10 protein-coding genes and 2 pseudogenes are annotated in these 14,433 nt (G+C 37.2%); 9 read left to right on the top strand and 3 right to left on the bottom strand.

Annotation, left to right across the window (positions count from 1 at the left end):
• Nucleotides 1–2,289 (bottom strand): annotated as a pseudogene (locus B9N79_RS26770) (hypothetical protein); the annotation flags it as partial.
• 241 nt (nucleotides 2,290–2,530) lie between these two features.
• Between B9N79_RS26770 and B9N79_RS13540 the strand changes: the two are divergent.
• Nucleotides 2,531–2,734, top strand: coding sequence for an alpha/beta-type small acid-soluble spore protein (locus tag B9N79_RS13540; protein WP_026009588.1), 204 nt, complete (start codon nucleotides 2,531–2,533; stop codon nucleotides 2,732–2,734).
• Between the two features lie 75 nt (nucleotides 2,735–2,809).
• On the opposite strand, the gene B9N79_RS13545 is transcribed toward B9N79_RS13540, so the two are convergent.
• Nucleotides 2,810–3,400 (bottom strand): YdbC family protein, encoded by a 591-nt coding sequence (locus tag B9N79_RS13545; protein WP_019392828.1) that lies wholly within the window; start codon nucleotides 3,398–3,400, stop codon nucleotides 2,810–2,812.
• 204 nt (nucleotides 3,401–3,604) lie between these two features.
• Here B9N79_RS13545 and B9N79_RS13550 point away from each other — a divergent pair, with 204 nt between their 5' ends.
• The 4 genes and pseudogenes from B9N79_RS13550 (at nucleotide 3,605) to B9N79_RS13570 (ending at nucleotide 9,520) form a co-directional block, all read left to right on the top strand.
• Nucleotides 3,605–4,231 carry an MHYT domain-containing protein gene (locus B9N79_RS13550; protein WP_048896704.1) on the top strand — a complete coding sequence of 209 codons (627 nt, stop codon included), beginning with the start codon at nucleotides 3,605–3,607 and terminating at the stop codon, nucleotides 4,229–4,231.
• Nucleotides 4,232–4,359: 128 nt separating this feature from the next.
• Nucleotides 4,360–6,383: pseudogene (locus tag B9N79_RS26900) on the top strand (PAS domain-containing protein); the annotation flags it as partial.
• Nucleotides 6,384–6,855: 472 nt separating this feature from the next.
• Nucleotides 6,856–8,154 (top strand): glycosyltransferase family 2 protein, encoded by a 1,299-nt coding sequence (locus B9N79_RS13565; RefSeq protein WP_019392832.1) that lies wholly within the window; start codon nucleotides 6,856–6,858, stop codon nucleotides 8,152–8,154.
• A 16-nt stretch (nucleotides 8,155–8,170) separates the two neighbouring features.
• Nucleotides 8,171–9,520 carry a nucleotide sugar dehydrogenase gene (locus tag B9N79_RS13570; RefSeq protein WP_019392833.1) on the top strand — a complete coding sequence of 450 codons (1,350 nt, stop codon included), beginning with the start codon at nucleotides 8,171–8,173 and terminating at the stop codon, nucleotides 9,518–9,520.
• 371 nt (nucleotides 9,521–9,891) lie between these two features.
• On the opposite strand, the gene B9N79_RS13575 is transcribed toward B9N79_RS13570, so the two are convergent.
• Nucleotides 9,892–10,359 (bottom strand): VanZ family protein, encoded by a 468-nt coding sequence (locus B9N79_RS13575; RefSeq protein WP_040058521.1) that lies wholly within the window; start codon nucleotides 10,357–10,359, stop codon nucleotides 9,892–9,894.
• A 172-nt stretch (nucleotides 10,360–10,531) separates the two neighbouring features.
• Between B9N79_RS13575 and B9N79_RS13580 the strand changes: the two genes are divergently transcribed.
• The 4 genes from B9N79_RS13580 (at nucleotide 10,532) to B9N79_RS13595 (ending at nucleotide 14,410) form a co-directional block, all read left to right on the top strand.
• A complete protein-coding gene (locus B9N79_RS13580) occupies nucleotides 10,532–11,260 on the top strand; it encodes a CpsB/CapC family capsule biosynthesis tyrosine phosphatase (protein ID WP_142927551.1) in 729 nt (242 codons plus the stop codon).
• 354 nt (nucleotides 11,261–11,614) lie between these two features.
• Nucleotides 11,615–12,505, top strand: coding sequence for a UTP--glucose-1-phosphate uridylyltransferase GalU (galU, locus tag B9N79_RS13585; RefSeq protein WP_019392836.1), 891 nt, complete (start codon nucleotides 11,615–11,617; stop codon nucleotides 12,503–12,505).
• 485 nt (nucleotides 12,506–12,990) lie between these two features.
• A complete protein-coding gene (locus B9N79_RS13590; RefSeq protein WP_019392837.1) occupies nucleotides 12,991–13,719 on the top strand; it encodes a YveK family protein in 729 nt (242 codons plus the stop codon).
• Nucleotides 13,712–14,410: a CpsD/CapB family tyrosine-protein kinase gene (locus tag B9N79_RS13595; RefSeq protein ID WP_040058339.1), complete on the top strand. Its 699-nt coding sequence runs from the start codon at nucleotides 13,712–13,714 to the stop codon at nucleotides 14,408–14,410. The genes B9N79_RS13590 and B9N79_RS13595 overlap by 8 nt, the downstream gene beginning before the upstream one ends.
• The last annotated feature ends 23 nt before the right edge of the window (nucleotides 14,411–14,433 follow it).

The raw sequence follows: 14,433 nt of genomic DNA on the forward strand, positions 1-14,433 counted from the left end.
CGCAAGTCCCGTTGGCCCAGTAACACCTGTGACCCCCGTAAGACCCGTTGGTCCAGTAACACCTGTGACTCCCGCAAGTCCCGTTGGCCCAGTAACACCTGTGTCGCCCGTAAGACCTGTTGGCCCAGTAACGCCTGTGAGCCCTGTAAGTCCTGTTGGTCCGGTAACGCCTGTGACCCCTGTAAGTCCTATTGGTCCGGTAACGCCTGTGGCACCCGTAAGACCTGTTGGCCCGGTAACGCCTGTGAGCCCTGTAAGTCCTGTTGGTCCAGTAACACCTGTGACCCCCGCTGCAGCTAAAAGAGTATAGTCAGGGGACGTATCCGGTGTACCCGTCGGTCCGGCAATATCAGCAATATAAAGACTGCCGTTATAGGTAACAACTTGCCCCGCAGGATAAGAAGGAGAAGCCGCTAGATCGAACGGAACAACGCCGTCAAGCCCAATGCCCGTGGCGCCCGTAACCCCTGCAAGCCCTGTCGGTCCAGTAATACCCGTGGCGCCGCCTGCAGCTAAAAGAGTATAGTCCGGCGATGTATCCGGTGTACCCGTTGGTCCGGCAATATCAGCGATATAAAGACTGCCGTTATAGGTAACAACTTGCCCCGCAGGATAAGAAGGAGAAGCCACTGGATCGAACGGAACAACGCCGTCAAGCCCAATGCCCGTCGCACCTGTGACTCCCGCAAGTCCCGTTGGTCCGGTCACGCCCGTAACACCCGCAAGCCCTGTCGGTCCCGGAACCCCTGTCACGCCACTAGGTCCTTGAATGCCGGTCGGTCCAGTCACGCCTGTGGAGCCCGCTGCGGCTAAAAGAGTATAGTCCGGCGACGTATCCGGTATACCTGTAGGACCCTCGACCTCAGCAATATAAAGGCTGCCGTTGTAGGTAACAAGCTGTCCGGCAGGATAAGAAGGAGCAGCTGCTGGGTCGAACGGAACGACACCGTCAAGTCCAATGCCTGTGGCTCCAGTTGGTCCCGGAACCCCTGCCACGCCACTAGGTCCCTGAATGCCGGTCGGTCCAGTCACGCCCGCTGCGGCTAAAAGAGTATAGTCCGGCGATGTATCTGGTGTACCTGTAGGACCTGCAACCTCAGCAATATAAAGGCTGCCATTATAGGTAACAAGCTGTCCGGCAGGATAAGAAGGAGCAGCTGCTGGGTCGAACGGAATGACGCCGTCAAGTCCAATGCCCGTAGTCCCAGTTGGTCCAGGGCTGCCACTAGGTCCTTGAATGCCTGTTGGTCCGGTAACACCGGCTGCGGCTAAAAGAGTATAGTCCGGCGACGTATCTGGTGTACCTGTAGGACCCTCGACCTCAGCAATATAAAGGCTGCCGTTGTAGGTAACAAGCTGTCCGGCAGGATAAGAAGGAGCAGCTGCTGGGTCGAACGGAACGACACCGTCAAGTCCAATGCCTGTGGCTCCAGTTGGTCCCGGAACCCCTGTCACGCCACTAGGTCCCTGAATGCCGGTCGGTCCAGTCACGCCCGCTGCGGCTAAAAGAGTATAGTCCGGCGATGTATCTGGTGTACCTGTAGGACCTGCAACCTCAGCAATATAAAGGCTGCCATTATAGATAACAAGCTGTCCGGCAGGATAAGAAGGAGCAGCTGCTGGGTCGAACGGAATGACGCCGTCAAGTCCAATGCCCGTAGTCCCAGTTGGTCCAGGGCTGCCACTAGGTCCTTGAATGCCTGTTGGTCCGGTAACACCGGCTGCGGCTAAAAGAGTATAGTCCGGCGACGTATTCGGTGTACCTGTAGGACCTGCAACCTCAGCGATATAAAGGCTGCCATTATAGGTAACAACTTGCCCAGCTGGGTAGAAAGGTGCGCCAGTTACACTAAAAGGAATAACGCCGTCAAGTCCAATACCTGTTGTCCCGGTTGGCCCAGGTGCACCTGTATTTCCTGTTGGTCCATCTGAACCAGCTGAGGCAAGGAGCGTATAGTCTGAGGAAGTACTTGGTACACCGCTCGGTGAAGCAGTATCAGTAATATAAAGGCTTCCCATATAAGTAACAATTTGTCCTACTGGATAGAAGGTTGCTTCAGCCGGATCGAAAGGGACTACACCTTGTAGCCCAATCCCTTGAGGTCCTTGAGGTCCCCTAGAACCTGGTGGACCAGCCTCTCCTTGAGGTCCTCTAGGTCCTCTAGGTCCAGGTACTCCATTGACATCCTCACATCTAGGTTTACACTTATCTTTACCTCTTTGATTTCTTGGTTTGTAACATCCGCAAAATTCTTTTCTTCGTCTACAATTGTTGCAGCGAAATTCCATATATTCACCTCCAACAACATCGTATTCAAAGAACGTTAGGGGGTGTGTGAAAAAATGTATTTTATGAAATTACATATTATTGAGTTTTTAGTTGAAAGGTGAATTATATAAAGGAAAAGAGAAGTAGTTAGAATAGAGGATATATAAGATGCAAAATTTCCTTTTCATCCAAACATTACATAGTATTGAGGAAAGGAGAGAAAGACATATTAAAGGTATAGAAACAAAGGAGGTGAAAAACATGGCAAACAACAACAACAGCAGCAACAAACTTGTTGTAGCAGGTGCTGAACAAGCAATCGATCAAATGAAGTATGAAATTGCTAGCGAATTTGGTGTACAACTTGGAGCTGATACTACTGCTCGTGCTAACGGATCTGTAGGTGGAGAGATCACAAAGCGTTTAGTTGCTACTGCTCAATCACAATTAGCTGGTCATAAATAATATGATTTGTAACATCATTACAAAATCAAATATCATGGCTTAGGCTACCCGCTTAGCGGGTAGTCTTTATAATGTTTAAGAGGAAAAGGTTTGTAACACTGTCCATTCTTTTTCTAATTTATAGATGTTTTGTTGTTGAACAGGGATTTTATTTTTTTGCAAAATATGCTTTGTAGCATCAGGTGGCGCGTACCCAAAAAGGGATATGAATGTACTTGTATGCTCATCAGCAAAAACAAAGGTACTTAAACAGCGGTCTCTTTCTGAGATGAGAGTGAAAGGAGTAAGGCTTTTATCGTGATTGTTATGAGCAATAGAAGTAATCATCATATAGTTTGCTCCAACAATACTTGAGCGAGTGTGATGATAGATCCCTTTTACAAATTGACCATTTGAAGACAAAATAGTTTCTAATTTGTCGTATGAAGCTTTTTGTCCGTTTTTATAAAAAATATTATCGTGAACGTCATTCATAAAAGATCGATAGCTATCAGTGTCCTTCCATATACCAATAATACAAGCATCTGTTGGTTCTACAATATTCCACCCACCAAATTGACCTGAAAACCCTTCAATATGTGCAAGAGCGCTCCAATGTTTTTGTGAATAAGAAAAAGCATAGCGTTTATCTTGTTTTACGAAACTGTTTATCACTTTGATTAACATTATCATCACCTTTAGATACTTTCTAGATAATAATTAGGAACTCCTTCTCTTCTATACAGAAAAGTCTAGGATTTATAAACAGGATATAAGAATGATCTCAAATGTTTAACATGTACGTTAGGAGGAGTTTAATTCTTAACAATATCTTTTTCTGACCGATATAGAAGTTAGAAATTAGTGCAGGTTAAGAAAGGAACGAACAATATGAACGATGTTGGGCCTTTTCACGGTCACTATAATATGTGGCTTGTTTTTCTATCATTTGCTATTGCTATGGTTTCAGCCTACGTGTCCTTTAGTTTTGCAATCCAACTTAGGTTTCAATCGAAGCAAGGAGAGCAAATTTGGCTGTTGAGCGGATCTTGTGCGCTTGGAATAGGGATTTGGTCAATGCATTTTGTGAGAATGCTTGCTCATTCTCTACCTATAAATATGCATTATCATATAGGATATATCATTGTTTCAATTCTCTTTGCAACGGGTGGTTGTTACTTGGCTTTAACATATATTCATTATGGAAAAAACCCTTTATTTACTTTATTATTTGCAACTTTTTTTATGGGTAGTGGCATTGTTCTTATGCATTATATTGGAATGAGTGCGATGGCATCAGTTATAGTGTCATATACTTCCGCAAAAGTTTTATTCTCTATTTGTATTGCTTTCATAGCATCGTTTATTGCATTGAGGGTAGCATTTTATACTAACTATAAACTAACATGGAAAGTGAAACTAATGTGCGCGGCTTTCATGGCAATAGCCATTACAGTAATGCATTATATGGGAATGAACGCGGCTCATTTTTATCCAAAAAATTGGATACAGAGGTAGGTTCATATATCACTCCTGCTTTCTTTTCAGTTGTTATTGCTATTTTTATTATGACAATGTTTTTAATGATTTTCCTTACTATATATATGGACGAGCGGACTAAACACCAGCATACTCTTCAACAAGCTATTTTTCATTCTTTAACAGAAGCTATTTTCATTACGAATGAGGAAGGAAACATACTTAGTATAAATGAAAAAGGTGAAGAGTTTTTTCATATAAAAAAACAAGAAGTAAGTGGTAAACCTATTACTAATTTTTTGTCTTTTTTAACAAAGTTCTCATCCTCTCCTCAAGATCAGATGTATAGCACTGTATTTGTTAACGATAAACAATACCGAATTTGCGTTAACATTACGAAAGCAACTTTTGAATTTATGGAGCAGTATATTATTTCAGTAAGAGATGTAACCAAAGAACATTTACAAAAAAAACAGTTAGAAGAAGCAACGAATAGATATCGCAGTCTTTTTGATGTTTCTCCGCTTTCAATTGTGCTTCATAAGGGAGAGGAAATCATCTCTGTTAATGCTCGGTTCTTAAAAATGTTGCAATTTGAACATGGGAAGGAAATTGTCGGACGGAATATTACAGAATTTATAGATAAAAGTCAGCGTCAACATATTAAAAATCGAATTGATCAATTCATGAAATTAGAAGACGAGGATAGTTTTTTTATAGATGAAATGAAAGTGAAAACGAACCAGAATCATCAGCTTTCCGTTCAAGCAACGTCGATTGTAATTATTATAAATGGAGAAAATTATATTCAAACAATTACTCAAGATGTAACGGAAAATCATCGTGCTAAAGAGACACTCCAGTACTTGAACTCTCATGACAGTTTAACAGATCTACCAAATAGAACACTTTTTCATCAAATTGTTAAGCAAGATTTATGGAAAGTGGAACAAGAAAATAAACAAGCTTTTATGCTCTCAATTGATATTGATCGCTTTAAGCAAATTAACGATGCTATTGGTCATCATGGTGGAGATCAGGTATTAATTGAAGCAACAAGAAGAATAAAGAGCTGCTTGGGTAGCAATGATACGCTTTCTCGAATGGGGGAGATGAATTTATGCTGTATTCCCCACAAGCGAAAGAAGAAGTATTTCAGTTAGCAGATCGCCTTTTAGAGGTATTTGTGAAACCATTTATTGTTAATAAATACAAATTATATCACAGTATTAGTGTTGGAATAAGTGAGTTCCAAGAAGATGGAGTTACAGTCGAAACACTAGTACGAAACGCAGATCTTGCAATGAACGAGGTAAAGAAGTTAGGGAGAAACGGTTGGAAATGCTACGAGCCCCTTATGAAGACATATGTAAATAGAAGAATGGAAATTGAAGATGGGCTTAGACAAGCATTGAAAAAAAACGAGTTTGCGCTTCACTATCAGCCGAAAGTGAATATTATAAAGGGAAAAATCGTAGGAGTGGAAGCCCTTATTCGCTGGAATCATCCTGAAATAGGATTTTTATCTCCAGGCGAGTTTATTCCTATTGCAGAAGAAAGTGGACTTATTGTACCAATGACGCAGTGGGTACTCAGAGAAGCATGTTCTCAAGGAGTACGCTGGAAGGAAGAAGGTTTTTCTTCTTTAAAGATTAGCGTTAATATATCAAGTGTTGAGTTTGCAGAACCATCTTTTGTTGACATGATTCTTAATATTATAGAAGAAACAGGGTTTTCTCCAAACAAACTTGAACTAGAAATTACAGAAAGTGTAGCTATGAAACATGTAGATCTTGTAATTGAAAAGCTTGTGAAATTGAAGAAACATGGTATCTCTATTGCTATTGATGATTTCGGGGCAGGATATTCGTCCTTTAGTTATTTAAAAAGACTTCCTATCCATACGCTAAAGATTGACCGTTCTTTTATTCAAAATCTTTATACAGATTCAAGAGAGGCAGCTATTGTGAGTTCTATTATTTCACTTGCTAAAAGTCTTGATCTATCCATTGTTGCAGAAGGAGTCGAGGAAAGAGACCAAGCTCTTATTTTACATCAGGAGAAATGTGATGAAATTCAAGGGTACTATTTTTCACGTCCTATCCCCCCTAATGAATTGAAGAAAGTAGCTAGTGATATGTGGGGAAAGATTAAAGACTGCCAAAAAGAAAATGTTTCTTCACTTAGCTTATAGGTCCTAATGCTTCATACGTTTATCACTAAGAGAAGCAAAAACATCTGTAGTCTTAGTTAGAAAGATTTAGTTTATTACAAGCAATCTGCTCATTTATACGAAGAAATATTTTCATAGTAAGAAATAATATCGGAAGAAGTATGAAGGTTTAAAAAAGGGAGTTTTCCATCAAGGAGGAGCTCCCTTTTTCTATGTGTTGCAAGGAAAAGAAAGCTCTTAGAAAAATAAACAAAATTCTTTATATAATGTATTTTTATATAATAATTATACTTTATTAGTGGTTAAAAAAGGAAAAATTATTCCTTTTTTAACCACACATTCCAAAGGAAATTATGGGAATAATTACGTTCGTTTGTCTCGTTGACTATTTTTATCTCAGTATAATATATTGTTAGACATGAAAGTTGAGACCAAAACAGAGAAGTGTACTTTGTTTTGCGTATAAGCTTGTAAAGAGGAGGTTAAAGACGTGGATGTACAACCTTTAAAAAAAGAAAAAATGTTCAATTCTAATCGTGATACATATGCGCAAAAAACGATCGTAGTGGCGTTATTTATTGGACTTGTATGTGTATTGTTCTATGTAAATGCCACAATCAAAGGAGGATTCAACATTTTCCTTGGCATATATGGGAGCATTATGGTCACATATATGGTTGGAAAAATGGCTCTGTCTTTTTGGTACAATCCTAAAAAAGAAGAACCAATTGAGCAAAAAATCTCGGCAATTATTCCCTGCTACAATGAGAGTCCAGAGTCAGTTATGGCTACTGTAGATAGTCTTCTTAAACAGGATTATCCAATTGAAGAAATTATGATTATTGACGATGGAAGTAAAGATATATCTGCTTATAAAGCGATGGTGAATTTCAAGAAAGAATATGAGAAAACAGCTCACAATACAACTCTTATTGTCCATCGTCTAGAGAAAAATCAAGGGAAGCGTCATGCCCAAATTTGGGGATTCAAAAGGGCTAAAGGAAATATTATTGCAACAGTAGATTCTGATGCATATCTTTTTCCTGATGCTATTCGTGAACTTATTAAACCTTTCAATGACGAAAAAGTAATGGCCACAACAGGTCACGTAGGAGCCCGAAACCGAGAAGATAGTTTGTTTACAAGGCTAATAGATATGCGTTATGACAATGCTTTTCGTGTTGAGCGATCAGCGCAGTCTGTTACAGGAAATATTTTAGTATGTAGCGGGTGTTTTAGTGCTTACCGCACAGAAGTGATTTTAGAAAACATTGAACATTATGAAAATCAAATGTTTTTAGGGGAACCTGTTCAGTTTGGAGATGATCGCTGTCTTACAAACTATGCCATCTTAAAAGGAAAGACTATCTATCAATCAACAGCACGCTGTATTACAGATGTTCCATCAACGCTTAGACAATTTATTAAGCAACAAGTAAGGTGGAACAAGTCCTTTTTTAGAGAAAGTCTTATTGCATTAAAGATAGGGTTTAAAAAACCACGAACATTAATTTGGGTTCTTCTTGAACTTATTATGTGGTTTATGTTTGGTTTTGTCATTATCGGAAGTATTATCATTAAATCCGCTACAATGGGCTATATTTTGCTAGTTTATTATCTTTTCTATCTAAGCTTGTCAGCTTATGCAAGAAACGTTTTCTATGTTTTGCGCTATCCACATATCTTTTTGTTAGCACCAATATATGGGTTAATTCATATTTGCATTTTATATCCACTTCGACTTTATGCTTTAGCAACAATTAAGTCAAATGGTTGGGGAACAAGATGAAAAAGGAGGGCTTTTTATGGCTACAACTGAAAAGATGCTTTCTACACTAAATGAGAAAGCTCAAAATCATCATTACAAGCAATTATGGCAGAAAATTCAGTCTAAGGAAGCGAAGATTGGTATATTAGGACTTGGCTATGTTGGTTTACCAAATGCTGTAGCGAAAGCTGAGAACGGTTATTCTGTTATCGGGTTTGATTTAGATGAAATCAAAGTAGAGAAAGTAAACAGAGGGATAAGTTATATTAACGATGTAACTCAGGAGGAACTTCAAAAAGTTGTGCAGCACCGGTATTTGCAAGCTACTGATGATTTTTCTCAATTAAAAGAAGTGGACGTTGTTCATATTTGTGTTCCAACTCCTATTGATAAATATAAGCAGCCTGATTTAACATATGTAGAAAATTCATCACTTTCTATTGCTTCGCATGTTTCAAAAGGTACGCTTGTTATTTTAGAAAGTACAACGTATCCAGCAACAACGAGAGAATATGTTGTAAAAGCTCTTGAGGAAAAAGGCTTCCTCGTTGGAGAAGATATATTTGTAGCATATTCTCCAGAACGTATTGATCCAGCAAATACATCATTCAATGTTAAAAATACACCTCGTATTGTAGGGGGAGTAACAGAGAAATGTACACAACTCGCTTTAGAAGTACTTGGAGGAGAAGTGAGAGCTGTATCATCTCCCGAAGTTGCGGAAATGTCGAAGGTATTTGAAAACACATTCAGATACGTAAATATTGCACTTGCTAACGAGTTAGCTCTTGTATGTGAGCGAATGGGAATTGATGTATGGGAAGTAATTAATGCAGCAGCTACAAAACCGTATGGGTTTATGCCTTTTTATCCAACAGCAGGCGTTGGAGGTCATTGTATACCTGTTGATCCGCATTACTTGTCTTTTAAATCAAAGGAATATGGTTTTAATACAAGGATGATTGATTTAGCAAACGAAGTGAATGGCAGCATGATTCATTATACTGTACGACGCATTCTTGAAATCTTAAACAATGAAAATAAATTTCTAAAAGACAGCAATATTGTTATACTAGGTGCTTCTTATAAGAAGAATATAGGAGATGCACGAGAATCAGCTGTTTATATGTTATACGAAGAATTAAGTACATTAGCAGCAAATGTAAGCATTCAAGATAATCATGTTGAACTTATAAAGATAAATGATAGAGTAGTTGAAGTAGAAAATGTTAATTATGAAAAGATTAAACAAGGAGATCTTGTCATTATTTTAACGGATCATGATGATGTTGATTATGAACGAGTTGAGAAGAATGCTCAGATTATTTTTGATACGAAAAATGTGTATCAATCTAAAAAGAACAGTCCAACTTATTATAAATTGTAAAAAGTCGAGTTGAAAAACTCGACTTTTCTTGTTCATTATGTAACAAAAGTTTTGTGTGAAGTCCTTTTTACCTAGTTATCTGAAGGAATATTCATGGATCTTATTTACTAATTGTGACAAAAAAAGAATCTTTTTTCCTATCCCGTATTTATTCCTTATCCTATATTATAGTGATAGTAACCTGCAATTGAAGGAACTTAACGAGATTTAGAAAATGGGGCTCGTGCACTAAAAATATGGATAATAAATGATTAGCAAGCAAACTTTGTTAAAAAATAGAGAAGCTCGTAGAAATGAAATTCTTGTCGATAAATATCACAAAGAAAATCAATTTCAGAATTCGATATAAGCAAAAGGCTGCTAAGACATTTCTAGCAGTCTTTTGCTTTATGTATAGCTGAACTGCGTTTTTTTCTTATTTTTACGGCAATAAAGATAAACAAAAATGCCGCAAGAGAGTCAAAAACTACGTCCATTATTCTTCCATCTCTATTAATAATAAAGGCTTGATGGATCTCATCAGTGAAAGCAAAAAGAGCAGCAAAAACTGAGGCAAGCCAAGGTGCTTTCTTATTCGGTTTTAAATTCAAAAGAAAAAGCAAACCAACTGATCCAAAAAAGAGGAAATGAGCAAGCTTACGTGCAATAAATTCGGCACTACTATCTATTTCCCAAGGATCATAAAAATCACTTGGAGGAACGAGAATAGTTCCTAGCGTTGCATTGGGTTTGAGCGCCGGAGTGTGGACCCAAGTTGTTGGATCTGTGGCTTTAATCCCTGGTGTGTTTGAAGCATAAAAGATGCTAACTAATACGAGAAATAAAAGCAATTTACGCACGTTTTTCACAGCTTTCTATATAGAGTTTCCTTTCTATATTATCGATAAAAGTAAAAAAAAGCAATTTACAGAATTTGTCGAAAAAGAGAGATGGAAAACTAAGCTATAGTTTAGAGGTTCGTGATACGATAAGTTAAAAACAAATTTATATATTAAGAGGTTGATGTTGAAAATGATTGATACCAATTGTCTATTAATGAGTCACTCGAAAATGAAGTCTTGTTCAAATACAGAAATGATTTCGAATGCAAGAGAAATGATTCAAGAAGGAATAAAAAGCGCTATTGTAGTAGTGAAAAATGAAGAGGAGGCTTTGTCTGTAAAAGAGCTAAACAGACTGTTAGTAAAAGAATCACTTCCTCTAAAACTTGAAATCATTAGCTTGTGTGAGATGAACGAAGCTCTTTTTTATGAGGTGAAGCAGGGGAATGTTTATACGTTAGGAAAGAGAGAAAGCTATGTCTATATTGATTATGCAGTAGAGCAAAGTCAATTTGAAATTGAGAAAATTCTTTATGATCTGCAAATAAAAGGTATTGTTCCTATTATTCCTAATCCTGAAACAATGGAGATTTTTCAAAGTCAGCCGAATCTTCTTTATAAATATATTAAAAAAGGGGCACTTTCTCAAATTAGCATAGCAAGTTTACTTGGTAAAAATGGGCGCAAAGCAAAGAAGTTTGCTGTTAAATTCTTAAATGCTAACCTTGCTGATCTTGTTGGGACAGCTTATATGGACGAGTACATTTCCCTTCAGGAAGGATATGATCTTATAGCAAAAAAAATCGGGGAAAGTACTGCTATTAAACTTCAGCGTAATGCTTCATCAATACTTGTAGGAGAATCTATTATAAGAGAAGAGCCAGAGCGAATTTCTTCCAAGCGTTTGTTTATTCTCTAGTTGAATGTAAGGAAATAGTTTACAATAGAGAATGAATGGATGCTTTTATTACATAAGTTTTTGTGGTAGTATTAGTAATGTTTTGTTTGGTTCCTTTTTACTAGTTCAAACGTTTTGTATTTCAGGTTTATAATGTGAACAAATTAGGGATCTGGACATTTAAATACAAAACAATAGAGATGAGCAGTTTCACTTTTCTTCAGTAGAGAGATAAAATATAAAACATAATGCTAATACTTTTAAATGCATTTATTTTAAATTGCATTTCTTAATCTACATAATATAGAAGGGAAAATCCTTCATATTTAAAATGATAGATTCTGCTACAAAATACAGAGCTAATGGAGGAACATAATGAAAAAAGTCAGAAAAGCTATTATACCAGCTGCAGGCCTTGGAACAAGATTTTTGCCAGCTACAAAAGCGATGCCAAAAGAGATGCTTCCAATTGTAGATAAGCCGACAATTCAGTATATTGTTGAAGAAGCTATCGAATCAGGCATAGAAGATATCATTATTGTAACTGGTAAAGGGAAAAGAGCTATTGAAGATCACTTTGATAATGCTCCTGAACTTGAACGAAATTTAGAAGAAAAAGGGAAAAAAGAGCTGCTTGAAGAAGTTCGTAAAGCTTCTAATATAGTAGATATTCATTATATTAGACAAAAAGAGCCAAAGGGACTTGGTCATGCTGTATGGTGTGCGCGTAACTTTATTGGTGATGAGCCTTTTGCTGTTTTACTTGGTGATGATATTGTCCAGTCGCAAAAACCTTGCTTACGTCAGCTAATGGATGAATATGAACAAACACATTCTTCAGTTATTGGCGTTCAACAAGTCCCAGAGGAGCAAACTCATCGATATGGAATCGTTGATCCAATTTCAAGTTCTGGCCGACGCTATCAAGTAAAGAACTTTGTAGAAAAGCCAGTTCAAGGCACGGCTCCTTCAAATCTAGCTATTATGGGAAGATATATATTTACACCAGAAATTTTTATGTATCTTAAAAATCAAGAAGTTGGAGCAGGTGGTGAAATTCAATTAACAGATGCTATCCAAAAGTTAAATGAAATTCAACGCGTTTTTGCATATGACTTTGAAGGCAAACGTTATGATGTAGGAGAGAAGCTTGGATTTATCCAAACAACACTTGAATTTGCTTTACAAGATCCTGCCTTAAAAGAATCAATGTTAGAAACAATGGAACAGCTTTTACAAAAAGAGAAAATTAAAGTGAAAAAATAACCGTCCCTTACTTTTAAAACGGTGAAAAATGCACCCCTCCTTAGCAGCTATTCTCCGTTTTTTGTTTTAAGAGAAAATAGACTCCTCACTTTTATTTCGAAAAAGTAGGAGTCTATAAAACGCTTTATGAAAAGACTTATACATGTTATTTTCTCTCTCTATCCGTATTCTTTTTTATGTTTCTTAAAAAATATATTCTTTTTGTTACAATCTCACCTTATTTTCCTCCTCTTGAACAACCCAAAGAGGCCGAAGTTCGTCTACATATAATATGAAGAGAATGAAATACTGTAATAATAACAAAAAGAAGTAAAGTATTAGTATTTTAAAATTATAATTTATTTTTTGTAAACAAAATGAGAAGGTTGTCGATATTTAAGGTGTAGTAAAAAAGGGATTTACCTATACTTTATTTTCCTATAGCTATTCTACTAGGACTGGAGTATAATACGATGTGTAAATTTTAACAAAACTAGGAGGTTAACATGGAAGAAACGATTAGTCTTCGTGAGCTGTTTGCAACGTTGAAGAAAAGATTAAAACTAATCATTATTATTACGTTAGCAGCAGGTTTAATTAGTGCCATTATAAGCTATTTTGTTTTGACACCTGTGTATCAGAGTTCAACACAAATTTTAGTTAACCAATCAAAAGACGGTCAACAGCTCTATGAATCTTATCAAATTCAGACCAATTTACAGCTTGTGAATACATATACGGTTATCATGAAAAGCCCAGCTGTATTAGATAAAGTAAAGGAACAACTAGATTATCAAGGTAGTTTAGCAGGTAAAATTCAGGTTACATCAGAACAAGATTCCCAAGTTCTTTCTGTAACTGTGCAAGATAGTGATCCAGAACTTGCAGCCAAAATTGCGAGCACAACTGCGACTGTATTTAAATCAGAAATTGCAAAAATTATGAAGGTTGATAATGTTACGATCTTATCTGTTGCCCAAATCCCAGATTATCCAATTAAGCCTAATAAAATGCTAAATGTAGCTATTGCTCTTGTGGTAGGACTAATGGCAGGGGTTGGACTAGCCTTTTTACTAGAATACTTGGATAATACAATCAAGAATGAAAATGATATCGAAGAATTACTAGGACTTCCAGTAATGGGTGCTGTTGCAAAAGTAGATGGGAATGCTAATCCAACAAAGCAGCCAAAGTTAGGGCTTCGTAAGACAAGGGGGGAAACATACGGTGCTTAAAAGAAAAAAAGCTAATCTTCAGCAAACAACAAAGCGTAGCTTAGTTGCTCATACAAAACCAAAAGCACCAATTGCTGAGCAGTATAGAACAATTCGCACAAATATTGAATTTTCTAGCGTTGATCAAAATATCCGCTCTCTTATGATTACGTCAGCAAGCCCAAGTGAAGGGAAGTCAACAACAACAGCTAACTTAGCAACCGTATTTGCTCAGCAAGGAAAGAGAGTATTGCTTATTGATGCTGACCTTCGAAAACCAACTGCTCATTATACTTTTCGTGCAGAAAATTTCAAAGGATTAACCACTGTTTTAAGTAGAAAGTCTACATTAGCGGATGCTATTCAAACAACAGAAGTAGCTAATCTAGATTTCCTTTCAAGTGGACCTATTCCACCAAATCCATCTGAACTAATCAGCTCTCAAATGATGAAAAATATGCTAGAAGAAGCATATGAAAATTATGATTTTATTATCTTTGATACACCTCCTATCTTATCTGTGACAGATGCACAAATTTTAGCAAACCAATGTGATGCAACAATTCTGGTTGTAAAAAGCGGTAGCACGGTTATTGATACAGCACTGAAGGCAAAAGATCTTTTGCAAAATGCGAAAGGAAAACTGCTTGGAGTTGTACTAAATGAAAAGAAAGTAAACATTGGTGAATATTATTATTACGGCCAGAGCTAAAAGCTAGTCATATGACTAGCTTT

The sequence above is a fragment of the Priestia filamentosa genome (genome assembly GCF_900177535.1).
In the GTDB taxonomy this organism is placed as follows: Bacteria; Bacillota; Bacilli; order Bacillales; family Bacillaceae_H; genus Bacillus_I; species Bacillus_I filamentosa.